This is a genomic window from Iningainema tapete BLCC-T55 (genome assembly GCF_014698965.1).
Classification (GTDB): domain Bacteria; phylum Cyanobacteriota; class Cyanobacteriia; order Cyanobacteriales; family Nostocaceae; genus Iningainema; species Iningainema tapete.
Genome location: NZ_JACXAE010000049.1, coordinates 123254 through 145433, shown reverse-complemented (window position 1 = coordinate 145433; position 22180 = coordinate 123254). Strand labels below are relative to the sequence as shown.

At 40.9% G+C, this 22180-nt stretch carries 20 protein-coding genes; 12 read left to right on the top strand and 8 right to left on the bottom strand.

The window, feature by feature from the left end:
- Positions 1 to 180: 180 nt before the first annotated feature.
- The 4 genes from leuB (at position 181) to accD (ending at position 3840) form a co-directional block, all read left to right on the top strand.
- Positions 181 to 1266, top strand: a complete 1086-nt coding sequence (leuB, locus tag ICL16_RS14125; RefSeq protein ID WP_190828609.1) for a 3-isopropylmalate dehydrogenase — start codon at positions 181 to 183, stop codon at positions 1264 to 1266.
- A gap of 87 nt (positions 1267 to 1353) precedes the next feature.
- A complete protein-coding gene (locus tag ICL16_RS14120) occupies positions 1354 to 1617 on the top strand; it encodes a hypothetical protein (protein ID WP_190828607.1) in 264 nt (87 codons plus the stop codon).
- A 97-nt stretch (positions 1618 to 1714) separates the two neighbouring features.
- Positions 1715 to 2581 (top strand): prepilin peptidase, encoded by an 867-nt coding sequence (locus ICL16_RS14115; RefSeq protein WP_190828605.1) that lies wholly within the window; start codon positions 1715 to 1717, stop codon positions 2579 to 2581.
- A 305-nt stretch (positions 2582 to 2886) separates the two neighbouring features.
- Entirely contained in the window at positions 2887 to 3840 is a 954-nt protein-coding gene (gene accD / locus ICL16_RS14110) for an acetyl-CoA carboxylase, carboxyltransferase subunit beta (protein WP_190828603.1), read from the top strand.
- Positions 3841 to 3948: 108 nt separating this feature from the next.
- Here accD and ICL16_RS14105 read toward each other — a convergent pair whose 3' ends face one another.
- Positions 3949 to 5508 (bottom strand): MFS transporter, encoded by a 1560-nt coding sequence (locus ICL16_RS14105; protein WP_190828601.1) that lies wholly within the window; start codon positions 5506 to 5508, stop codon positions 3949 to 3951.
- Positions 5509 to 5701: 193 nt separating this feature from the next.
- On the opposite strand from ICL16_RS14105, the gene ICL16_RS14100 reads away from it, so the two are divergent.
- Entirely contained in the window at positions 5702 to 6964 is a 1263-nt protein-coding gene (locus ICL16_RS14100) for an ABC transporter substrate-binding protein (RefSeq protein WP_420485277.1), read from the top strand.
- Between the two features lie 59 nt (positions 6965 to 7023).
- On the opposite strand, the gene ICL16_RS14095 is transcribed toward ICL16_RS14100, so the two are convergent.
- Entirely contained in the window at positions 7024 to 8400 is a 1377-nt protein-coding gene (locus tag ICL16_RS14095) for a ScyD/ScyE family protein (RefSeq protein WP_337907003.1), read from the bottom strand.
- Between the two features lie 97 nt (positions 8401 to 8497).
- Here ICL16_RS14095 and ICL16_RS14090 point away from each other — a divergent pair, with 97 nt between their 5' ends.
- From ICL16_RS14090 to petJ, 7 genes are all read left to right on the top strand, one after another.
- Positions 8498 to 9403: an ABC transporter permease subunit gene (locus ICL16_RS14090; RefSeq protein WP_190828598.1), complete on the top strand. Its 906-nt coding sequence runs from the start codon at positions 8498 to 8500 to the stop codon at positions 9401 to 9403.
- Between the two features lie 20 nt (positions 9404 to 9423).
- Complete coding sequence (locus tag ICL16_RS14085) at positions 9424 to 10065, top strand: Uma2 family endonuclease (RefSeq protein WP_190828597.1); 642 nt, start codon at positions 9424 to 9426, stop codon at positions 10063 to 10065.
- Between the two features lie 65 nt (positions 10066 to 10130).
- Positions 10131 to 10958, top strand: coding sequence for a carbohydrate ABC transporter permease (locus ICL16_RS14080; RefSeq protein ID WP_190828596.1), 828 nt, complete (start codon positions 10131 to 10133; stop codon positions 10956 to 10958).
- 224 nt (positions 10959 to 11182) lie between these two features.
- Entirely contained in the window at positions 11183 to 11674 is a 492-nt protein-coding gene (psbV, locus tag ICL16_RS14075; RefSeq protein ID WP_190828595.1) for a photosystem II cytochrome c-550, read from the top strand.
- A 79-nt stretch (positions 11675 to 11753) separates the two neighbouring features.
- Positions 11754 to 12248 carry a photosystem II cytochrome PsbV2 gene (psbV2, locus tag ICL16_RS14070; RefSeq protein ID WP_190828594.1) on the top strand — a complete coding sequence of 165 codons (495 nt, stop codon included), beginning with the start codon at positions 11754 to 11756 and terminating at the stop codon, positions 12246 to 12248.
- 211 nt (positions 12249 to 12459) lie between these two features.
- Positions 12460 to 12888, top strand: a complete 429-nt coding sequence (petE, locus tag ICL16_RS14065) for a plastocyanin (protein WP_190828593.1) — start codon at positions 12460 to 12462, stop codon at positions 12886 to 12888.
- A gap of 220 nt (positions 12889 to 13108) precedes the next feature.
- Positions 13109 to 13450 (top strand): cytochrome c6 PetJ, encoded by a 342-nt coding sequence (gene petJ, locus ICL16_RS14060; protein WP_190828592.1) that lies wholly within the window; start codon positions 13109 to 13111, stop codon positions 13448 to 13450.
- Positions 13451 to 13516: 66 nt separating this feature from the next.
- Here petJ and ICL16_RS14055 read toward each other — a convergent pair whose 3' ends face one another.
- The 6 genes from ICL16_RS14055 to ICL16_RS14030 all read right to left on the bottom strand — a co-directional run bounded on the left by ICL16_RS14055 (position 13517) and on the right by ICL16_RS14030 (position 22174).
- Positions 13517 to 14167: a sigma-70 family RNA polymerase sigma factor gene (locus ICL16_RS14055; protein WP_190828591.1), complete on the bottom strand. Its 651-nt coding sequence runs from the start codon at positions 14165 to 14167 to the stop codon at positions 13517 to 13519.
- A 106-nt stretch (positions 14168 to 14273) separates the two neighbouring features.
- Positions 14274 to 16769 carry a two-partner secretion domain-containing protein gene (locus tag ICL16_RS14050; RefSeq protein WP_190828590.1) on the bottom strand — a complete coding sequence of 832 codons (2496 nt, stop codon included), beginning with the start codon at positions 16767 to 16769 and terminating at the stop codon, positions 14274 to 14276.
- 117 nt (positions 16770 to 16886) lie between these two features.
- Positions 16887 to 17942, bottom strand: coding sequence for a calcium-binding protein (locus tag ICL16_RS46805; RefSeq protein WP_190828589.1), 1056 nt, complete (start codon positions 17940 to 17942; stop codon positions 16887 to 16889).
- 300 nt (positions 17943 to 18242) lie between these two features.
- The gene (locus tag ICL16_RS14040) at positions 18243 to 19610 is read right to left on the bottom strand and encodes a DUF2330 domain-containing protein (RefSeq protein ID WP_190828588.1); all 1368 of its coding nucleotides are present in this window, start codon (positions 19608 to 19610) and stop codon (positions 18243 to 18245) included.
- A 46-nt stretch (positions 19611 to 19656) separates the two neighbouring features.
- Entirely contained in the window at positions 19657 to 20466 is an 810-nt protein-coding gene (locus ICL16_RS14035; protein ID WP_190828587.1) for an RnfABCDGE type electron transport complex subunit D, read from the bottom strand.
- 241 nt (positions 20467 to 20707) lie between these two features.
- Positions 20708 to 22174, bottom strand: a complete 1467-nt coding sequence (locus tag ICL16_RS14030) for a beta-barrel domain-containing protein (RefSeq protein ID WP_190828586.1) — start codon at positions 22172 to 22174, stop codon at positions 20708 to 20710.
- Positions 22175 to 22180 lie beyond the last annotated feature (6 nt).

Here is a 22180-nt window from a genome sequence, read left to right as displayed (position 1 = left end):
CAAGTATTTTCCGTAATCTGCAACTTCGGTCATCGGAATAAGTTGATAGTTCATTTGTTCGCATTGAAAGGGCTGGGCGATTTAGGCAACAAACATCTAAATAAATTAAAAACTCCATTGGTACACTTACGCTTGTATTATATTTATTCTGCCCAAATTATTGAATCATCTGTTATAAATATGACACAGAATTACCGTATTACCTTACTTCCGGGTGATGGTATTGGACCGGAAATTATGGCAGTGGCACAAGATGTGTTAAATGTTGTTGGGAAAAAGTTTGATTTGAAATTTGAATTTACGGAAGCGCTAATTGGTGGGGTGGCTATTGATGCTACAGGCGAACCGCTACCTGCTGCTACGTTGGATGCTTGTCGCAATAGCGATGCTGTATTACTTGCTGCTATAGGTGGTTATAAGTGGGATTCTTTACCATCCCATTTACGTCCAGAAACTGGTTTGTTAAGATTGCGTGCGGGGTTGGGATTATTTGCTAATTTGCGTCCTGCAAAAATCATCCCTCAGTTAATTGATGCTTCGAGTTTGAAACGGGATGTTGTTGAGGGTGTGGATATTATGGTGGTGCGCGAACTTACTGGGGGAATTTACTTTGGTAAACCCAAGGGTATTTTTGCGACGGAAACTGGTGAAAAGCGCGGTGTGAATACGATGGTTTACACTGAATCAGAAATTGAACGGATTGGACGAGTGGCGTTTGATGCAGCACGTAAACGTCAGGGAAAACTCTGTTCTGTAGATAAGGCAAATGTGTTAGAAGTATCTCAACTGTGGCGCGATCGCATCACTAATCTCAGTCAAGAGTATCCGGATGTAGAGCTATCTCACATGTATGTAGATAATGCGGCTATGCAGTTGCTACGCGCTCCCAAACAGTTCGACACTATTGTCACAGGTAACTTGTTTGGTGATATTCTCTCGGATGCGGCTGCTATGCTCACTGGTAGTATTGGCATGTTACCATCTGCCAGTTTAGGTAGCTCTGGTCCTGGTGTCTTTGAACCGGTTCACGGTTCTGCCCCAGATATCGCTGGACTTGATAAAGCCAATCCTTTAGCACAGGTTTTAAGTGCCGCAATGATGCTTCGCTATGGTTTAAATCAACCTAATGTAGCAAACTATGTTGAACAAGGAGTGTTACAAGTTTTACAAAAGGGCGATCGCACTGGCGATATTATGTCCTCTGGAATGAATCTTTTAGGTTGCCGTGCTATGGGTGAGTCACTGATTGAAACTTTCGAACAGTAGTTTTATCTTTCCTGCCCAAAAACGGCAACAGTTGTGAGAACTTCATATAAACTATAAGCAAACCTAGAAAACAGATCCCAGGGAGTAGTGTACGCTTTAAAACAAGGGCAACAGGTAAATTATACCAACCAACCAAACCAACCAGCTTTAATTGATCCTGCCGTAATTAAAGCTGCTAGTCATATTTATTACATTTACTGTGAGGTACATCCCGATATGGCTGGGCAACCTTCAGGAGTGGCAATCAACCGCTTTAATCACCGAGGTAAGGTAATTTTCACGCAACAACCAGTATTACTACCAGAAGAATGTTTTGTACCGTTGAATCAGATTGAATCGTACATGTATTAGTAGAGACGCTCCGGCGGAGCGTCTGTACAGGTTAAATGCTCTGGACAATTGACAATTAACCATTGACAATTGACAAAGGACAATTGACAAATAATACATGGACTTACTCATATTATTTCCGGCGAGTATAGTTGTATTCGCTTTAGGTGCATCTATTGGTAGCTTTATCAATGTTGTGGTTTATCGGCTACCTGCCGGATTGTCTATTCTTTTTCCCCCGTCGCGCTGTCCCCATTGCTTAAACCAATTGAAAGCTTACGATAATGTCCCAGTGTTAGGATGGCTGTGGTTGAAAGGGCGTTGTCGTTTTTGTAAAAGCAAGATTTCTCTTCGTTATCCTGTGGTGGAAGCGAGTGCGGGGGTATTGTTTTTGTTAGTTTTTTGGGTATTTAAATTTTCGTTGTTGACAATTAGCTACTGGGCTTTTTGCAGCTGGTTGTTAACTTTAGCACTAATTGACTTAGATACAATGATATTACCCAACTCACTGACTCAGTCAGGGTTAGTAGTGGGAATTTTGTTTCAAATGATCATTGGTTTTACGTACCAAGCTAGCTGGGTAGGACTGGTAAACTACCTGAAGATGGGGATAGTGGGAGCAGTACTAGGCTTATGGTTATTTGATTTAATTGCGATCGCTGGTTCAATTACCTTTGGTAAAGCCGCAATGGGTGGAGGTGATGCCAAACTAGCCGCAATGATGGGTGCTTGGTTGGGTTGGAGGTATTTACTACTGGCTGGCTTAATTGCTTGTGCTTTAGGAACATTAGTAGGTGTAGCTGGGATCATGCAAGCGAGGAACGGTAATCGCCGCCACTCTAGGAATGTGAACCCGACTTTGCCTCATTCATGGGGACAAAAGATGCCTTTTGGTCCTTTTTTAGCTTTGGGGGCTATAATTACTCTATTTAGCGGCAAGGCAATCTTGTCTACATACTTACAGTTATTTTTCTTAGCTGGCTGAAGAAGTTGGGTAAGGAGAATTTTTAATTTTATCCCTATACTCAATAACTGTAAGCTTCATCACCCTATCTGCCTTTGCGCTTTTGTTAATATCATCTCAATCCCGAATCGGGGACGAATGCTCTACGGCACTGCCGTAATTAATTCTTTAGGAAGACGAACAAGAGACTTGAATTGGTTTACGTATTTTCGTTAAGCTGGCAACACTAGATGCATCCAATAGGTCTAAATTGCTTACAAAACGAATTTGCTCAAGTGGCTTGACCTGATGATTGATGACATACTACTCATTAAAATAAGATAAAAATGGCGAACAACGAAGAATCACGCGGTTTAAAGTCTCTATTAGATTGGTTTGCAAATCGACGGAAATCAGGCTCTACCATTTTAGAACGCCAAGAACGTGAAATTGCTGATGGGCTTTGGCATAAATGTCCTCAATGTGGTGTATTGACATATACAAAAGACCTTAAAGCCAATCAAATGGTTTGTACCGAGTGCGGACATCATAATCGAGTTGATAGCGATGAGCGCATCCGTCAGTTGATAGATACTGGTACTTGGAAACCAATGGATGAGCATTTGCGTCCAACTGATCCCTTGCAATTTCGCGATCGCAAACCCTATAGCGATCGTCTGCGGGAAATGCAGGAGAAAACAGGATTAGTAGAAGCCGTCAAAACAGGTTTGGGACAAATTAATGGCTTACCCATAGCTTTAGGTGTAATGGACTTCCGGTTTATTGGCGCTAGCATGGGTTCTGTCGTCGGGGAAAAACTAGCCCGTTTAATTGAGCAAGCCACTCAGCGACGGTATCCTGTGGTAATCATTTGTACATCTGGTGGAGCAAGGATGCAAGAAGGAATGCTCTCACTCATGCAGATGGCAAAAATATCTGCCGCTTTACAACGTCATCGAGAAGCAAAACTACTTTACATTCCTGTTCTAACTAATCCCACCACAGGTGGAGTAACTGCTAGTTTCGCTATGTTAGGAGACATAATTTTAGCAGAACCAAAGGCAACTATTGGTTTTGCCGGTCGGCGAGTGATTGAGCAAACCTTACGGGAAAAATTGCCAGATGATTTTCAAACCGCAGAAGACTTGCTCAAGCATGGTTTTGTCGATGAAATTTTACCACGTACCCAATTAAAGCAAACTCTAGCACGGTTGATTGCCTTGCACCAACCTCCTGCACCAACCACAACTCCGAAAATGGTGATGTGGGAAAGAACCTTAAGTTCCACAGCCGCTGAATAGGAGATAACCAAGAAATAAATTATCTTGTGGGATGGGCATCCTTGCCCGTCCCCAGCTCAAAGCAGGCATCCGATGCCTGCTTCCACATTTTTGAGGCTCTAACTTTTTCTAACTGCCTTCTGCTTCCTGCCTAGTGCCTCCTGCCTTCAGGAACATTTGGAAGAAAGATTGAGAGCGTGTCTCTTGCACAAACAACAAAGGGATGAGGGAGAGAAAGCGGCAGACACTGGATAAAGCAAACAATCCTGATAAGCCACCAAAAGAATGATTTTGTGCTACTAAGCCACCGATGATTGTGCCTGAAGCACCACTTACCCCAGCTACCGCAGCTACAATTGAAAAGTACATAGCTCGATTTTGAATTGGTGCTACTCCTATTTGCAAATTATTGTTGCACAAGTCCAGCCCTGCCCAAGTAATGCCGATAAAAATGTGTAAAAGTGGCAACCATAAGAAAATGTCTAGGGGAGTAACACCAACTTGGAGCCAGAGTACTGGGGTGGCTGTAGCCATACTAACAACTAACAGAAGTATTGTACGGTTACCTATTTTGTCTGCTAACTTACCCCATAAAATTAGCATGAGTAAATTTGCCCCTGCCTGAAGACTGCCGTACACACTTACCCAACTGACATCTAATTCTAAAGTGTTGAACAAATAGAAGTTGAAAAAGGGGATGCTAAGATTAGCTGCAAATGTCCAAGAACTGAAGTACAGCAGAAATGTAAAAAAATTCAAGTTATTGGATATGGTTTTACGGATTCTAGAAGGCAAAGAAGAAATCACTTTTTGCTTGGAAGGCTCTGATTCTGAGTTTCTCTCACTCACCGTAGAAACTTGAGATTCTTCTGAAACCGTATTTTCTACCTGCTCTACTGAAGCGGTGGATATTTCTACACGCGGTTGATTGGTTGGTTGGCTGGGCTTGACAAAAGTAGCATTTTGCTCACTAGGATTGATATCGATTTGGAAGGATTGACATGCCAAACTTACTAATCCTGATATAATTCCTACAAACAAAACTACTCCATAACCTTGAAGAATCCCTCCAGGCCATCTTGATATAGTAAAACCAGCTAAAGGTACACATACTAAATTTGTAAGGCTGGTTATACTGTTGCGTAAGCCAAAATAGCGTCCTCGCAATCTTCTGGGTACAAGGGTAGCTACCCAACTCAGCCAAGAAGCATTTCCCAGTGCGCCCGATAAATAACTCAACAGAACAATTACAATAGTTAATATTTGTAACTGGGTAGTACTAACTTTTCCCCAGCATGTAAGCAAAATACCAATGACGAGAATTAGCCAAAGTGATCGGGAAGTACCGTATGTTTTGAGGGAATGACGGAAACGACTCGTCGTGCGTTCCGACAAGTAAGCACCTAAGGGCTGAATTAGATTAACTAACATCGGAATTGATGCTAGTGTCCCAAAAATTACTGGAGTAGCATTCAACTCCACTAGGAAATTACTGAGTAAAATACCAGTAGTAGCCATTGAGAACACTGCGGCAAAAAAAGCATCTAAGGTAGAAGCTTTTAAGCTCCTGCGAATAGCATCCTTAGAGAATCGAGTGCTGGGTTTTAAGGTAGGAGAAAGTGCTGTTTCTGATGTTGTCTCTTGAGATGGAGTTACAGAACCAGCCTTTTTTAGCTGAGTAAAATCCATGTTCTATCTCTACAGGTAAAATTTCCTAGTGGGATATTCGCTCTTTGAGTGAGGTTACAGTCTCCTCTTGGTTTAGGACTTCTTAGTTATTTTAACTTGCTTTCTTCAGAAAAAATTTAGCTTTTAGATAAATTAGTACTATAGGTAGAAAAGTTATAACTTATTTAAAAGGGTTTGGCATAATACTTTAATGATGATAAAAGTGAGACAATTTTGGGGATTGGTGGTGGCGATCGCCATCTTAATTCTTGCTTGTCACAGTCTACCATTGCAGAGGACGGCAATCCCTGTCACCATCAAATTAAGTGGTTGGATAGCTAGTCCTACGGAGCAAAAACTACTCAGACAATTACTACAAGATTTTGAATTACAACATCCTGAGATTAAAGTCAAGCATGAGGTCATAAATGATCAATACATGGATGTAATCAAAACCCGTTTAGTTGGGGAAGCTGCTCCTGACGTATTCTATCTAGATGCAATTGATGCTCCTTTCCTCATGAGTCAGAATGTTTTAGAACCGTTAGATGGTTATATTACTCCTGCATTTGATCTTAAAGACTTTGAAGAGAAAGTGCTGAACAGTTTTAAGTTTAAAAACCACATTTATGGTCTGCCTAAAGACTATTCTACCCTTGCTTTGTTTTATAACAAAAAAGCTTTAAAAGCGGCAAATTTAAATTCTCCTCCTACTAATTGGGAGGAATTACGTAACTATGCGCAAAAGCTGACAAGAGATAGTAATTTTGATGGCAGAATAGATCAGTATGGTTTTGGAGAAATTCCGGAGTTAGCGCGTCAAGCTTATAAAATCAAAGCTTTTGGTGGAAAACTCGTAGATGGAAATAGTTACGCTACGTTTGCTAGTACACAAGCTTTGCAAGGATTACAATTAACTGTAGACCAGTATCGCATAGACCGTTCCTCAGCACAGAAATCAGATGTAGGGACAGATTCAGGCGGTGAAATGTTTGGACAAGGAAAGGTAGCGATGGTAATAGAAGGTAACTGGGCAATTCCTTATTTACAAGAGACTTTTCCTCAAACAGATTTCGCAACCGTAGAAGTACCTAAAATTTATAATACAAAAAATACAATGGTATTTACTGTTGCTTATGTAATGAATAAGCAATCACAACACAAAGCTGAAGCTTGGAAACTAATTTCTTATCTCACCAGCAAAGAAGGGATGTCCAAGTGGGCGAAAACAGGCTTTGCTTTACCAACGCGAAAGTCTGTAGCTCAAAAACTAGGCTATGACAAAGATCCTCTACGTTCTGCACTTGTCGCTGGCGTTGATTATGCCATGCCTTGGCAAGCAGGTAAATACCCAGCGGTAGTTATGAACAACTTTGACAACCAGTTTGTCAGCGCTCTGTTGGGACAACAATCATTACAGCAGGCAATGCAGCGGGCGCAAGCAGAAGCTAATAAGTTGATTAAGGTGATGGAGTAGTTGATCCCCCCCAGATCTCCAGATCCCCGACTTCTTCAAGAAGTCGGGGATCTTGTTTGTTACTTTGAACGCACCCTACGAAGTGAATTTACTCCCAAAGTACCAAATGCTACCACGCCCAGTAATAAACTTGGTTCGGGAACTTTTGCTTTTCTATTAATTCGCAACACTTGCCCTTGTCCTAGTAGATTACCTTTGTACGAGACATAAACATTACCATCAGGACCAACAGTTAGAGCAGTAGCAGCTTCTAACCCATTTCCATTGAGCAAAGTTGTACGAGTACCATCAGGAGCGATTTGAATCACAGAAGCATCAGTAACCCCTTGCCATTCTGGTGCATTGGAATATTGTAAAGCATACAAGTTGCCTTCAGGATCAAAATCTAGGTCTGTTAGTTGGGTAAAACCATCAGCGTAAACCTTGATCTCCCCATCCTGTCCAATCCTAAAGATCCGTGCAGCACCAACTGGGAAAGGAAAACCTGTATATTCGCTGACATACAAAGCACCATCGGGACCAAATGCAGCACCAGTGGGTACTGATTCAATTTGAATTTCGTTCGGTATTTGTCCGGGTGGTGGCGCATCTGGAGGTGTCACTTGTCCCGGTGCAGGCGTTGGGAAAATTGGATTTGTGATTTTTTGTGTGGGAAGTACAGCGAATGTTTTCAAATTACTTCCATCCAGATCCACACTAAGAATATCATTTGCAGCTGCATCAACTACATAAGCAGTGTTGCCTCTAATTGTAAAAGCATAGGGATTACTAGCTATTTCACCACTAACGTCAAGGGTTTCTTCCCCATCAGCGTTATTGGCGAGTTCGTATTTGGCAAAATCGGCAATACTTGTCAACGAACCTGTGTTGAAGTCTATTTTATAAAGTTGTCCCCAACTTGGAGCATTTTCGGGAAAATCACTGATGGTAGGATTACCACCATACCCAATGAGAAGATAAGGATTTCCAGCGGAATCAAATACTATGTCTTGAGGTCCTTCACCTGTAGTACCAGTCGGTCTTAATGCAAATGATGGTAGCCCTGTGAGTATACGTTCTTGCTTACCGTCCTTAACTCTTGTCACTGCACCAGTATTACCAGCACAAGAAAGAAGTCCCTCTAAAGAGGGACCAGGAATACATCTTCCATCTCCGCCTCTGCCTGACTCTGTAATATATAAACTACCGTCAGGACCAAAGTTTAAACCGCGTACATTATCAAGACCGTTAGCTACTACAGTAAAATCAGCAGCTTTTACTGGTTTAGTTTCTGCAATAATTCCTAGACAAAACGTCACCAAAGTGAAGCTAAGAATTGATTTAGTAAGTAAAGATATACGCATATAGACAAAATCTATGTTTTTGACAAAAGCGTATAAAATAAAGCATGGCGATCGCAATGCATAATCTTTTGCTATGCTTGATTTTTCTTTCACTTGTAGCTTTAATGGAGGGCTTCAATATGAAGCCAGCAGCAATGGGAGCAGTCCGAGTTAAGGTAAAATTAACAAACGCAATTGACATAGCAATGTTGTGTTTAGAGTGAGAAGGCGGCAAACCGGCGAGTGGAATGTAACAGAAGGTTTGGCAGGTTATCTCTTCATGATGCCAACCATTCTAGTGTTGGGTACTTTTGTGGTGTCGCCAATTATTTGGGCTGTTTTTCTTTCGCTACATAAAGTGCAACTTTTAGGCGGTATTGACTACAAGTTTATTGGCTGGCGCAATTTCACGCGCATAGTTGAAGATGAACGAGTTTGGATAGCATTAAGAAATACTATGGAATACGTGGCAATTGTCGTGCCAACACAAACTATCCTGGCTCTAGTTTTAGCAGTAACTCTCAATTCTGGGATTCGCGCTAAAAACTGGTGGCGCATCCTTTACTTTTTACCGACTGTCACTTCTTCAGCGGTTCTGACTCTCATCTTTATGTGGATATATAACACCAATGGATTGCTGAATGATTTTCTCAGTTTTGTCGGGCTACCTACTTACAATTGGTTGGGAGATCCAGCAGTTGCGCTTAAAGGTATTATGCTCATGAATATTTGGTCAACTGCACCGTTTTACATGGTAATTTACTTAGCGGCGTTGCAGGATATTCCCAAAACACTCTACGAAGCAGCAGCAATAGATGGGGCTAGTAAATGGCAACAATTTATACATATTACTATTCCCTTGCTTCAACCTGTTACCTTCTTTGTTGTCGCAATGGGCGTGATTGGTACGTTTCAACTGTTCGATCAGTCTTACATTTTCTCCCGTGGTACTGGGGGACCAAATAATGCTACTCTAACAGTAGTTTTACTGATATACCAAGCCGTGTTTCGTGACTTGCAAATGGGTTATGGGGCAGCGATCGCTTTCTTATTAGCAGCTATCATCATCTCCATCACTATAATTCAGCGCCGACTCTTCGGTGGCGAAAAAAAATAAATTCACAAAGGAGTCAAAAAATGTTATTAGAAATCAAAAGATTAGTTGTACCACCAGGGCAGCGAGTATTGCTAAAAGATGTTAGTTGGCAAGAATTTGAAGCTATTTTAGAAGAATTGGGCGAACAGCGTGCAGCTAGAGTAGCTTATGATCACGGAATTCTAGAAATTATGTCACCACTACCTGAACATGAAATCAATAAAGTATTGATTACTAACTTTATAGAAATTCTTCTTGAAGAACTAGACATTGAATTCTTACCTTTAGGTTCTACAACTTTTAAAAATCAATTTATAGCTCAAGGGATAGAACCAGACAATTGTTTCTATATTCAAAATGAAGCAGTAATCCGAGGCAAAGACAGATTAGACTTAACAGTAGATCCCCCGCCAGATTTAGCATTAGAAGTTGATATAACCTCCCGCACTCACCCTAGTATATATGAAGGGCTGGGAGTACCAGAATTATGGAGATTTGAAAAAGGTAACTTACAAATTAATGTCCGCCAAGAAGGTAAATACGTTGAGTTTTCATCTAGTCCAAATTTCCCTAATTTTCCCCTGACTCAAGTCATTCCTGAATACCTGAAAAAGTGTAGAAGTGAGGGGAGAAACAAGACAATGAGAGCTTTTCGTGCTTGGGTAAGAAAGCAAATTAATTAGTAATCTAGAAGAAACCCGGTATCTTAAAGATACCGGGTTTCTGGCAACAAGCATTTTAATTTGAAATGAAACGTTTTTTCTCAACTGGGGTGCTACTGTACTTGGTGCTGATACTATATGCAGTAATCACTATAATACCATTTTTGTGGGCGCTTTCGGCATCATTCAAACCATTAGGGGAAATTGTGAGCGGTGAAGCTAATTTCCTACCCAAAAACTTTACTCTCGACAACTATAAACAAATATTTCTGCAAGAACCGCTGTTTTTTCGCTGGTTGTTCAACAGCATAGTCATTGCTGTGAGTGTCACCATTCTCAACTTGCTATTCAATTCAATGGCAGGTTATGCTCTAGCAAGATTGCGCTTTGCAGGCAGGCACTTCTGGTTCTTGCTAATTCTAACAGTGTTAGCAGTTCCTTCCCAGGTAACACTGATACCGACATTTTTGATTTTAAAAGCGATCGGCGCTTTAAATTCCTATCAAGGGATGATTGTTCCTAGCATGGTGAATGCTACTTTTATCTTCATGATGCGACAGTTTTTCATTAATTTTCCCAGGGAACTAGAGGAAGCTGCTCAACTAGATGGATTAAAAACTTTTGGTATTTTCCGACATATTGTCCTACCGCTAGCAAAACCAGCACTGGCAGCACAAGCTATTTTTGTGTTCATGGGTAGTTGGAATAACTTCTTGTTACCCGTGGTAATCTTGTTTGACCCAGAAATGTTTACACTTCCTTTAGGATTGAACAGCTTTAAAGGTCAATACATCAGCTATTGGAACTACATCATGGCAGCTTCTATGGTATTCACCCTCCCAGCTTTGGCTATTTACGCTTTCTTCAACCGTTATTTTATCGAAAATGTTACGTTTACAGGAGGGAAAGGTTAAGATTTATAACGGCAAAAAAACCCTTGTGCATCTTTTGACGATTCCACATTCGCTTCAAGTAGTGGATAGGCAAAAAATGGTACTCTTAACGAGATAATAATTGTTATTGCAGCGACTCATTTTCTACCTGTGGTTGTGGCAGCAAAGCTCTACTATAAGCACGAAAGGGAATTGAGAATCGCGTTCATTGCTGTGTTGCGAGTAAAAAATTGTTAAGAGGAAACATGTTAAGAAGACTAGTTGGCATTTTTGTGGTTACTGTTTTACTAACGTTTCAGTTTATTGTCGGTAGCGCCACAGCGGTGGAACTTGATGAAGCTACCCGTACTGTGCCTTTGAATGAACAGGGCGATACCACAGTACTTAGTCTCAAACAAGTCAAAGAAGGCAAACGCCTATTTAATTACGCTTGCGCCCAGTGTCATGCAGGGGGCGTTACCAAAACAAACCAGAACGTGGGACTTGATCCTGAAGCTTTATCACTGGCAACCCCTAACCGTAATAACCTAGAGGGATTGGTGGACTACATGAAAAATCCTACTACCTATGATGGGGAGGAGGAAATTTCTGAGTTACATCCCAGCACTAAGAGTGCTGATATTTTCACAGCAATGCGTAATCTCACTGATGAGGATTTGGAGGCGATCGCCGGTCACATTCTCATCCAACCGAAGATTGCTGGCATTAAATGGGGTGGCGGTAAGATTTACTACTAAAGCCAGTTTAATGATTTAGTAGAGACGCCCCATCGGGGCGTCTCCAAAATCTAAAATTTCACATCCAACTTAGGATATAATGCTAAATCGATTTTTTGTTCGCAATCTACTGTTGATAACTTTTGTATTAGTAGTTTGTGGAAGTATAAACTTAAGCGCTCAAGCTGCTAATATTGATTCTTACATAGTGCGTTATTTGCACATAACTGAGCCAATCAATCTCTTGGTGGATGCGCAAGGGAATACTCGCTCATTTTCACCTGAAGATTTGTCAATTGGCAAAAAACTATTTGAAACCAACTGCACAAATTGTCATGTGGGTGGCGCAACTTTACCCAACCCATTAGTATCTCTGTCGTTGAAAACACTTAAAGGCGCTAATCCAGCTAGAGATAACATTAACAGTCTTGTTGCCTTCATGCGCCAACCAATGACCTATGATGGTAGTGAAGAGAATTATTGGTGTCGTCAAGTTCCTGAAAGTTGGCTGTCGCTTCCTCAGGTGGAAAGCTTAGCTGCTTTTATCCTCACAGCAGCACAAAAAGCTCCAGGTTGGGGTGCGGAAAATTTTTAGAGAGTGGGGCATTATAAACGAAATTATTACTTTTACCCACAAACTATATTAGTATATAGTAATATAATAATGGCTATTAATTAGTCTATTTTGTGCTATTTATTTTTCCTCATTATTAAAAAAATTTGCATCTACGACATATTGTCATATTTAGGCTCAATCTTATTTAGAATGGATAAGGGAACATAAAAGTTGTTATTAGGAGAAACCCATGAAAATGATTGCGTCTAGTTTGCGGCGCGCTACTCTAGCTGTTTTGACAATCGCAATACTTGTGAGCAGCTTTGCCCTAATCACTCCCAGCGCTGCTGCTGAGACATATACAGTGAAACTGGGAACGGATAAAGGAGCGCTAGCATTTGAGCCAAACAAGTTGACGGTTCATCCTGGCGATACGATTAAGTGGGTGAACAACAAAGTTCCTCCCCATAATGTGGTGTTTGATCCTGCAAAAAACCCCACTAAGAGTTCTGATTTTGCCAAATCCTTGTCAAACAAGAAGTTGATGATGAATCCAAAACAAAGCGTAGAAACCACTTTCCCAGAAGATACACCTCCTGGTGAATACTCATTCTACTGCGAACCTCACCGTGGTGCTGGTATGGTGGGCAAGGTGATTGTTGAATCTGTAGCTAGCTAGAGAAAAACTACGACAACCTCTCCTGTAAGCTGCGTCTACGTCATGTAGCATAATGGGAACAAACAGCGGTGACGAAGTATCTCCACTTGTGAAGTGAAAAGACATTGGAGATAAATTCGTTACCGTAAATTATTAAGTATGCTAGGGGCTTCTAGCAGCCATAAAATAGTTACTGGAAACGTTTTTTCAGTAGCAGGAGGCTTTTTGCCAGGAGAATCCCTTGAGAAGATTTTTATTAATTGTACTGTTGGCGATCGCTCTATTAATATCTACATTCATTAGTCCAGCATTAGCAACCGAAACTTCCAACGGTGCTAAACTCTTTAGCGCTAACTGTGCTTCTTGTCATATTGGCGGTGGAAATATTCTCATTGCCGAAAAAAATTTGACTAAAGAAGCCTTGTCAAAGTACCTAATTGATGATGGCGATTTAATTCAGGCAATTATTCACCAGGTACAAAACGGTAAAAATGCTATGCCTGCTTTTAAAGGCAAGTTAAGCGAAGAAGAGATTGTGGAAGTGGCTACTTATGTTTTGGAGCAAGCAGAGCAAGGCTGGTAAAGTTGCTTCAATTAAACTTGGCGATCGCACTTTAAGTAGAGCGATCGCTTAAATTAACAAATTAAATTATACATAACCTTCATTTTCCGCAAATTTTCGTAAGCGTGGAATACACTGACGTTGGTAAAAACTACTTAAAGTAGAAACCTTAAGATTATATTCTTCAGCCAATTCTTTCCAACTTACCTCTGGGGGTAGGCGTTTTAAAATTAACATCTGACAATTCACTTCCTGATGCCCTTGAACGTGAATTTGACGGAGTTCGCCATCAGTATCAACAAGCGCCCATTGTCTCAAGTCCTCTAAAATAGGAGGAATGTCAGGATTAGCAGCTAGGTTATCTACAGGATCAATTGTTTCTTTGATATCACCGGAGGCAGACTGAAATGATTTGGCAGCAACTGTTTTAGCCGCCTCATCTTGCTGTTTACGGTAAAAATCTTGCAGCCGATGTTTGAGGTAAGTATTTAACCAAGTGACCACACTACCATAATCAGCATTGTAAACCTGACCTGTAATTCCTTCACAAAGATTACGGCAGAAATACAACCAAGTTTGCTGCACTGCATCTTGATAGTAGGGAGTACTTTCCCTCCAAAGCCTGCTGGTTGTCAAGCGAATGATTTGCGTCATCAACTTCTGACGCTGCTGACTACCCGGTGGGTTTCCACAGGCTTCTTCCACTAAACGACGCAGGTGTTCCTCCAGTTTTTCCATATTAATTTTGGCAAGACACATTCCCTCAGTATTACCTATGAATGTGCTTTAAGGAATTACCCGTCGTCGTGATATTTATAGTTTTTATTACTATATGGTGAACTAGCTATCGACTCAAGCAAGAAGTAGGCGATAACCAAGCATTTTGAGGATTTACATTTGGTGCTTGAGCAACCAAGAATATATCACCATTTGCGTCCTTTACCCATCCCTGTGCTTCCACAATTGAAGAAGAGACTTTGGCGATGGAGTGAGTGTTACTACTTACCGATTGGGGAAGTGTCACCCACGGAGTTAGTACTGCATCACTTTGTAACGGCTCAGTGGGGCTAGAGGCGATTCCACCACGCCCGGTAGTGATAAAGGAATTGGCTCTTTGTCTATTGCCAGGAGTGCAGCCAGTAGCAATTTGTTGAGAAGCATCTACTACATTCGAGGGCAGAGGAATTAAGCCACGACTGAGTTCTACATCTGGTGTGTTAATTGTTACTGTACCTGCTATGCCAAATCTAGAACTGGCATCAATGTCATTAGTGATCCTGCCTAATTCTGCCTTGCGCCGCTCAATTCCAAAAATGCCTGTGCTTGTGATGTTAATTTCGCCTCCATTACCAGTAAAAGCATTAGCGGTGATGTCACTATTTTCATTCTTGATGGCAACAATGAACGGGGCTTCAATTGAGATATTGCCGCCATCTCCGCCTTTTTCAGCAGTACCCGCAGTAGTAGAAATTTGACTACCATTACGTAAGAGTAACAAATTTTGTAATTTGAGTGAAATGTCACCACCTCTACCCGATGCTGTTTCCGCAACCAGTCTTCCTTGGTTTTCTAGACGGATGGTTTGAGCTTGAATACTAAGATTACCTGCACCTTTTGCTTCATCAGTAGGATTGATACTACCTACAGCTATAGCTGCTCTATCCGCGACACGCAATTGTCCGGTTTCTATACTGATATCTCCGCCTTTACCTGTCGCTTCGGGAATGCCTGATTGTACTCCCGTAATTCCTCCTGAGGCAGCAAATAAGCTAGATAGGAATAATCCCTCGGCATCTGTGCCGATTACTTCGATGAATGAAGCTTTTACAGTTAAATTGCCTGCATCTCCTGAACCAAAGGTAGCAGTTTGTAGTATTCCGCCATTGCGAAGACTGATGCGATCGCCTGTTAAGCTTAAATTACCTCCGTTACCACTAGAACCTGGTTCCGTACTTGTATACAACCCACTACTAACTGGTAAATTCTGTATACCTCTATACTGTATACCATCTGCTGTTAACGCACTTCCACTAATTTCTAATAGTGAAGTATTCACCTCCATTGAACCTGCATTTCCAGCACCACGGGTATTTGTACCAATCTGCGCTCCGTTTAATATTCTGAGACTGTTGGTGGTAATTGTGAAGTTTCCGCCATTTCCTAGTACTGTTTGACCAACTTCTATTAATAATCCACTCGCAAACCATCGTTCTTCTATTATCTGACCACCACTCACTTCTATAAAGTCAGAAGCAGTAATACTTAAGTTTCCAGTATCTCCTGCGTCAACAGTTCTGGTTACTATCTGCCCGCCATTTTTGGCAATTAGTTGATTTGTTTGAACGATAATATCTGCTGCTTTTCCAGAACCTTGTGTCAAAGAAGTGATTAGAGACGAATTATCTATATTTAGTCGCGAAGCTTGAATTTTGATTTTTCCTCCGTTTTCATCTGCCAAGGTGTTAGAGCCAATCAGTGACTCTTGTGTTAGAGTAACCTGTCTACCTTGTACTTGAATACTGCCACCTTTTAATCCACTAGCATTTATCGTAGCAAACTGAGAAAACTCTATATCCTGAAAGTTTTGCACTCCTTCGTAGCCAATTGTCCAGCCGTTTTCTAGGGGAATAAGACTGACTAAACTAGCACCTCCTACACTCCCTAACTCTACCCTTCCTCCATCAAGTGTTACATACCCTCCAGGAAAAGAGATTGTGCCCCCTATTAGTGCTAAAGTTTTTCCTGGTAAAACTCGTAAACCACCAAAGAACGGTTCACCTTGATTATTTAGAATCAGATTCCCTGTGCTGAAATCTATCAGGGGAGCGATAGATGCGTTGATGATTTCTCCTGGTGTTTGTCCAAACTGTAAGCCAATAGGGACATTGACTGTCAGCAAAGGTATTTGGGGTTGAGGAGCAGCACTAAACAAACTACCATCAGTAAATTTGATGCTATCGGCAGTAGTAGCTAGAAATGAACCGCCAATGTTTAGAGCAGCATTTTTGCCAAAAATAATCCCATTTGGATTGACAATAAAAAGATTAGCTCCTCCATTGGCAAGGATTAACCCATCAATATTAGAGACACTCTTACCTGTGACACGACTGATAATGTTTTCAATCGTTGATAAATTATCGAAATAAGCGCTCCCATTTTTTGGTACAGAAAATTGTTGAAAGCTATGGAATAGATTGGAGCCTACTTGAGTACCCCCTGTGATGACAGTAGCATTACCGTTAGATGAAACTGTGGAAGAATTAGGTAGAGTAGCATCAGGAACAATCTGTGCCTGCACTTGGTTAGCAGTCAGCAAATAGAAGACAAGACTGTTCGTCACAAATAATAATTTGAAACAATGCTGACAGAAATGTTTCATTGCCAAACAAGGATTTTTCCAAAAAGTAACTATTCAAACATTGTATGGTAGATGTTACACCAGAAAACCTAATTAAACTTAAACCAAAACAATGTCTAAACTAGGAATAAAACCACTACCAAGATTTGCCTGAAGCGTGGCAAACTGCCAGCCATTAAATAATAAAGCACCTGTAGTGTTGTTGTATGTAAATTCATTAATTGAAGTTACCCCAAATCCTACTTGAGAAACTTGGATTTTATCGCCTTCTAAGTAATTAAAATCTGTGATGGTGTCAGTTCCCTCTTCTGATAGGTAATTGAATACAAAAGTATCAGCACCAGAACCACCAGTTAGAGTGTCGCTGCCGACACCACCAATTAATGTATCGTTACCAGCTTCGCCTTGAAGTTGATCGTTACCTAAACCACCAATCAAGGTGTCATTACCATTCCAACCAAACAGGTAGTCATTGCCACTCCCACCGTTAAGATAATCATTACCCTCACCGCCATCTATAGTGTCATTACCTGCTTCGCCAGATAAATTATCATTACCAGAAAGACCATATATATAGTCATTCCCATCGCCGCCATAGATGGTGTCATCGCCACCAAAACCGTAAAGACTATCAGATCCTCCTAATCCATATAGCGTGTCATTACCCTCGTATCCATAAATTGCATCACCTTTAGCAGTACCAGATAGTGTATCTGCTCCAGCAGTGCCTCGAATTGGGGTAAGGTTGAAATCTTCACCTAGATCATTATCTTCAATGATGATAGTAACTGCTTTAATATTACTATCAGCTTGAAGAGGTATTTGTTTATTGATATTACCGCCGTTATTTTTAGCTTCTTCTTCTGTGAAGATATATACTTCTTGAGCGAATCCTACGGGGAAGTTGGGATCTTGAATTGTCAAGACGACGGTGTTATTACCATCGTGTCTGCCAGATCCACCACTACTACTATAGTTTCTATCATCTTTGATGAGGATACTAACACTTCTTGTTGTTTCATTAATTGGCATCGTGTTAGTGTTGGCATGAAATGGTGTTTCCCATCCATCAATGAGTCGGAAATCTTCATAACCTCCGTTAGAGTGCATTCCCAAACCTCTGTTGTTGCTCCAATCTATGTGTGAATTTCTCATAGTTTTGTTCTTGATGTTGATTTACGGTTTGGCGGCCTAAGTAAACTATTTGACGTTGCACATTTGTAGGACTCATGGTGCATTTCTTGTGGGATGGGCATCTTGCCCGTCCTTTCTATGATAGGGCAGGCAGGATGCCTACCCCACAAGAAGCATCCTTTAATTATGCAAAGCCAACTCTTTTTTGAACCTCTGTGGAGCTATCTGCGGTTCATCTGGTATTTACGCTAATCTTTACATTTATTTACATACGCATTCCCAGAAGCTCGACTTCTTCAAGAAGTCGGGCTTCTGATTCATTCACAACAACCAAGAAAGAAATTTTTCCCAAAAAGAAGTGCTAGTTTGACCATTTATTTTCATTTTCTGGCGAATTTCTTGGATATTCCAGTTAGTTAGTTTAGCGACAGTTTGCGCCTCTTGCTCAAATCGCTGCGGTAAAGAACGTTTATACTGTTTACCTGCTTGACAATTTGCTTCACCTGTGAATGGATGTTGCAACACGTAGCGTCCTTGAAAAGATTCACGGCGGTTAGTTTGCTGAAACATCAAATCTTCGGGAAACTTGTCGCGAGTGTAGCGTACATGCAGACGAGTGATGAACACATTGCTGGATGGAGCAGGACGACGAAAGCCATTTGGAGGTATTGGCTCTTTTCGGTTATCATCTAACCAAAATACACCTGCTTGTTGGAGTTCTTCACGAGTTAGAGGATCAGCAGAACAAGGATCGCAATTACTCATATCCCAAGCATATTCGAGAAAAGCTACCTTCCGGTCTTCTTTTGTGTATGCTGTTTGGAACATGGATTTGTAAAAGTTGCCAAATTCTTGTTTAACAAACAGAGGAATGTTGGCATCGGAAGGTATTTTCACTGTGCGGTAGTTAGTAATTTCCGCTTGTCCTTTTGGTGAAAGAATGTAGACAATCAAATCTTGCTCAGTTGTGGCGTTAATCATGCCCAAGCGAATTGGGAGCATGAACTTGGGTGACTGGTAAGAAATTTGTAATGGACGAAGAAACTGGTAGCCATTTTCCGCAAATTTATCTAAGTTGACTTTGGCAACAAAGAATTTCATTGAAGAACGAATGTAGGGTTGAAGTAATTGTTTCGCCCCTCTAGGTATTTTATAGCCGTTACGATTGAGCCAAGTTTCTAGTCCGCCAGATTCTTTTGCACTCAGGATCACAATATCATATTCGCCCACGTTGAAACGGGCTTCGACTGTGACACCCAAACTGCTTTCGCCTCTATTACTCCCGGAGCTGCTTCTTAGTGCAGCAGGTGCATCTGCACGTTGTAGCTCCTCATTCTTATAAACACGAGCGCAGGGATCGGGATCACAATATTCTACCAAGCGCGGCGCACTAAAAGCGTCTAGGCGTTCAACAATTTTGGGATTAGCAACGCGAACTTGATCTTTTTGTATAACTGTCGGTACAGGGACAACAACAGCAAAATCTTTTATATCACCTTGATAGTCATTTGCCATTGTCAGAACAGTGCGATTTCCATCCCGCGCTATCACTACTTGAGAAGCTTTGTTATATAATTTAGTATCAGCTTTGGCAACATAAAATCCACAAAATGCCCAAGCTGCTGGCGCAAAGCAAAGAACAGCAACAAAAGTTAGTAGTAAGGTAGTTAAGTATTTAAATGGTTTCATAAAATTTTGGATTAGGAGTCAGGAGTCAGGAGTCAGGAGTCAGGAGTCAGGAGTCAGGAGACTGCCGCGATGAAAATGACCAAGAAAAACGGGGTGCAGACCAAAGGAGATCGAGCAGCATGGTGAATGGGGCAAGGGTAAACAGCGCCCAGAAAACTGCTGTGGAAACAAATAAATAATTCTTGAGAATAAATGTTAAAATGGCAATGCATACTGCCCAAACTATACGTCCAATTTGAGCATTAGGAATTGACCGAGGGTCTGTTACCATAAATAGGGCAAACAAAAGTAAAGACCCATTCATCAATTGATGCCAGTAAACATCCCAAGTCCAACCTAGCCTGAGATTGCATATAGCTTGTAGGGCTGCATAAGTACTCAAGAAAGCGGCTGTAGTGTCCCAGCGACCAACACGTTGTAAAATCATCCCACCAGTACCAGCAAATAATAGCCCATACCACCAGTCTTCGCCCCACTGTCCTGGAGAAACCCAAGCATCGTTGGTGAGTGCCAAGACAGAAATGATGCCAAAGTTGGCAGGATTGAAGAAATGTTTATCACCGACTTTGAAGACAAATTTGCTGGTAATTGCACTTACTGCTGCAAATCCCATTGTCATCCAGTGATCGGTTCGTAGTAGTAAACTAAGTCCTAAAGAGGTAATTAAAGGACTGCGCAGGTTGATTTGTTCAGTTTTTGTAGCTAATGACAACAGCCATTGTGTTGATAGACTAGTGGCGATCGCTACTCCAATTAACTCTGGTTTTAACGTCCAGTCCCTTGTACTGATTCCCAACACAAGGAACAAAGAGAGAAACAGAATTTGATAATCACGTATATCATCTTTAAACAGCATCACTCGTCGATACCGAAATTCTCCTTAAATTGTTGTCCTAATCTAAACGAGTAAAGGTTAAAATAGTGATGTTGTTACAGAATTTGTTACAATTTCAAATTGAATAAGTTAGTCCAAAAAGCTAGAGTGGATATTGCAGCTAATCGAGTAAAGACTCTTAATGATATCCTTAACGCCTTGAACTTCAGTTCAAGGCTAATAGCTTAAGTCAGCTGAGGCTGACTGAAATAGTTACGGGGATTTAGCGCACAAATTTCAAACTTTCAGTTTTTTGCACTAAGAAATCTGTGAAAATACTCATAACAGTGCGTTGACGTAATTTGATATTTGCATTAATTGACATACCTGATTGCAGTGGCAGTTCGCGATGATTTATTAGTAATGTTTGACGAGATAAGCGCACTTTTGCTGGAAAACGATAGAAAGGATACAGTTGATCTGGTGGTAATGCATCAGAGCCTATAGAAATTAACTCTCCTTTAATATCACCATACTCTTGGAAGGGAAAGGAATCTATTCTCACATCAACTTTCTGCCCTTGCTGAACAAATCCTATGTCTTTGTTAGTAATATGAACTTTAGCAACCAGGTTGTCATTGGGAACAATTTTCAAAATTGGTTCGCTGGAGTTAGCTACAAACCCAGGAGTTTTTGCTTTTAATTCAAAAACTGTTCCACTAATAGGAGAGGTAATTTTTTGATATTTTAAGGTAGTTTGCGCTTGAGCTAACTGACTATCAATATCATTAATTTTCTTTTGATTTTCTAAAATTATTCTAGTTAACTGACTGTCAATTTCAGCTATGCTTTTTTCATTGGCAGTAATGCGTGATAGTAAATCTTCTTTAGATATTGCCTCAGTATTGCGGATTTTTTCTTTCGCTTGAATGATTGCTAATTTTAATTGTTGCTGTTCCTTTGTGAGTCTGTCAACTTCTGCCTGAGCTTTGAGAACTTCTTGTTGCCTTACTAAAAACTGCGATCGCGCAATCGCACCTTCCTTCACCACTGGTTCCATATCCTGAATAATTTTGCGATTGATGGCAAGGACATCTTTAGCACTGGCTAATTGCAATTGTCCCTCAGTCAACTTCGCTTGTGTCTTTTCTATCTCTAATTTAATGTCCGTTATACGGGAATTAAAATCTAACTGGCGACTGCGCAAACGTAACTGTTGATCTGGTGTGAGGACAATTCCTGTCGTAGAATTGTTTAACTGCGATCTGTAGACTTGATTTTCAGCTATTATTGCTGCACGACTTTGAGTTAAAGTGGCTATTTCTGGGGGAATTTGTAGAGACGCGAAATACGAAGTCTCTACTTTTGTGGGGTAGGTAGGATTTTTGCTTAGTTGTTGGCGGTAATATTGGTTTTCTTGTACCAATGAAGCACGATTTTGCTGTAATGATTTTAACTGCGCTATAGCAGTAGTTTGTTCCAGACTGATTAATATATCACCTTTTTTAACTTGTTGACCATCTTTGACGTGAATCAATTTGACGACACCATTTACAGGTGCTTGAATGTCAGTGACTGCACCTTGGGGTTCTAATTTACCAGTAGCGGGAACTGCCTCGTCAATTTTGAATACTGATGCCCAAATAACTGTAAAAGCTGTGATGCCAACAATTCCCCATGCAATTACTCGCGACCATGTGGGAGACTGTTTGAGTAGGACTGGTTGGTCAAAAGTGTATTGGATATTCATTGTGTT

Coding starts and splice junctions, on each gene's coding strand:
- ICL16_RS14100 (WP_420485277.1), top strand. CDS start 5,702: ATGATAAAAGTGAGACAATTTTGGGGATTGGTGGTGGCGATCGCCATC.
- ICL16_RS14030 (WP_190828586.1), bottom strand. CDS start 22,174: ATGAATATCCAATACACTTTTGACCAACCAGTCCTACTCAAACAGTCT.
- leuB (WP_190828609.1), top strand. CDS start 181: ATGACACAGAATTACCGTATTACCTTACTTCCGGGTGATGGTATTGGA.
- ICL16_RS14105 (WP_190828601.1), bottom strand. CDS start 5,508: ATGGATTTTACTCAGCTAAAAAAGGCTGGTTCTGTAACTCCATCTCAA.
- ICL16_RS14040 (WP_190828588.1), bottom strand. CDS start 19,610: ATGAAACCATTTAAATACTTAACTACCTTACTACTAACTTTTGTTGCT.
- accD (WP_190828603.1), top strand. CDS start 2,887: ATGGCGAACAACGAAGAATCACGCGGTTTAAAGTCTCTATTAGATTGG.
- psbV (WP_190828595.1), top strand. CDS start 11,183: ATGTTAAGAAGACTAGTTGGCATTTTTGTGGTTACTGTTTTACTAACG.
- ICL16_RS14055 (WP_190828591.1), bottom strand. CDS start 14,167: ATGGAAAAACTGGAGGAACACCTGCGTCGTTTAGTGGAAGAAGCCTGT.
- psbV2 (WP_190828594.1), top strand. CDS start 11,754: ATGCTAAATCGATTTTTTGTTCGCAATCTACTGTTGATAACTTTTGTA.
- ICL16_RS14115 (WP_190828605.1), top strand. CDS start 1,715: ATGGACTTACTCATATTATTTCCGGCGAGTATAGTTGTATTCGCTTTA.
- petE (WP_190828593.1), top strand. CDS start 12,460: ATGAAAATGATTGCGTCTAGTTTGCGGCGCGCTACTCTAGCTGTTTTG.
- ICL16_RS46805 (WP_190828589.1), bottom strand. CDS start 17,942: ATGAGAAATTCACACATAGATTGGAGCAACAACAGAGGTTTGGGAATG.
- ICL16_RS14080 (WP_190828596.1), top strand. CDS start 10,131: ATGAAACGTTTTTTCTCAACTGGGGTGCTACTGTACTTGGTGCTGATA.
- ICL16_RS14035 (WP_190828587.1), bottom strand. CDS start 20,466: ATGCTGTTTAAAGATGATATACGTGATTATCAAATTCTGTTTCTCTCT.
- ICL16_RS14085 (WP_190828597.1), top strand. CDS start 9,424: ATGTTATTAGAAATCAAAAGATTAGTTGTACCACCAGGGCAGCGAGTA.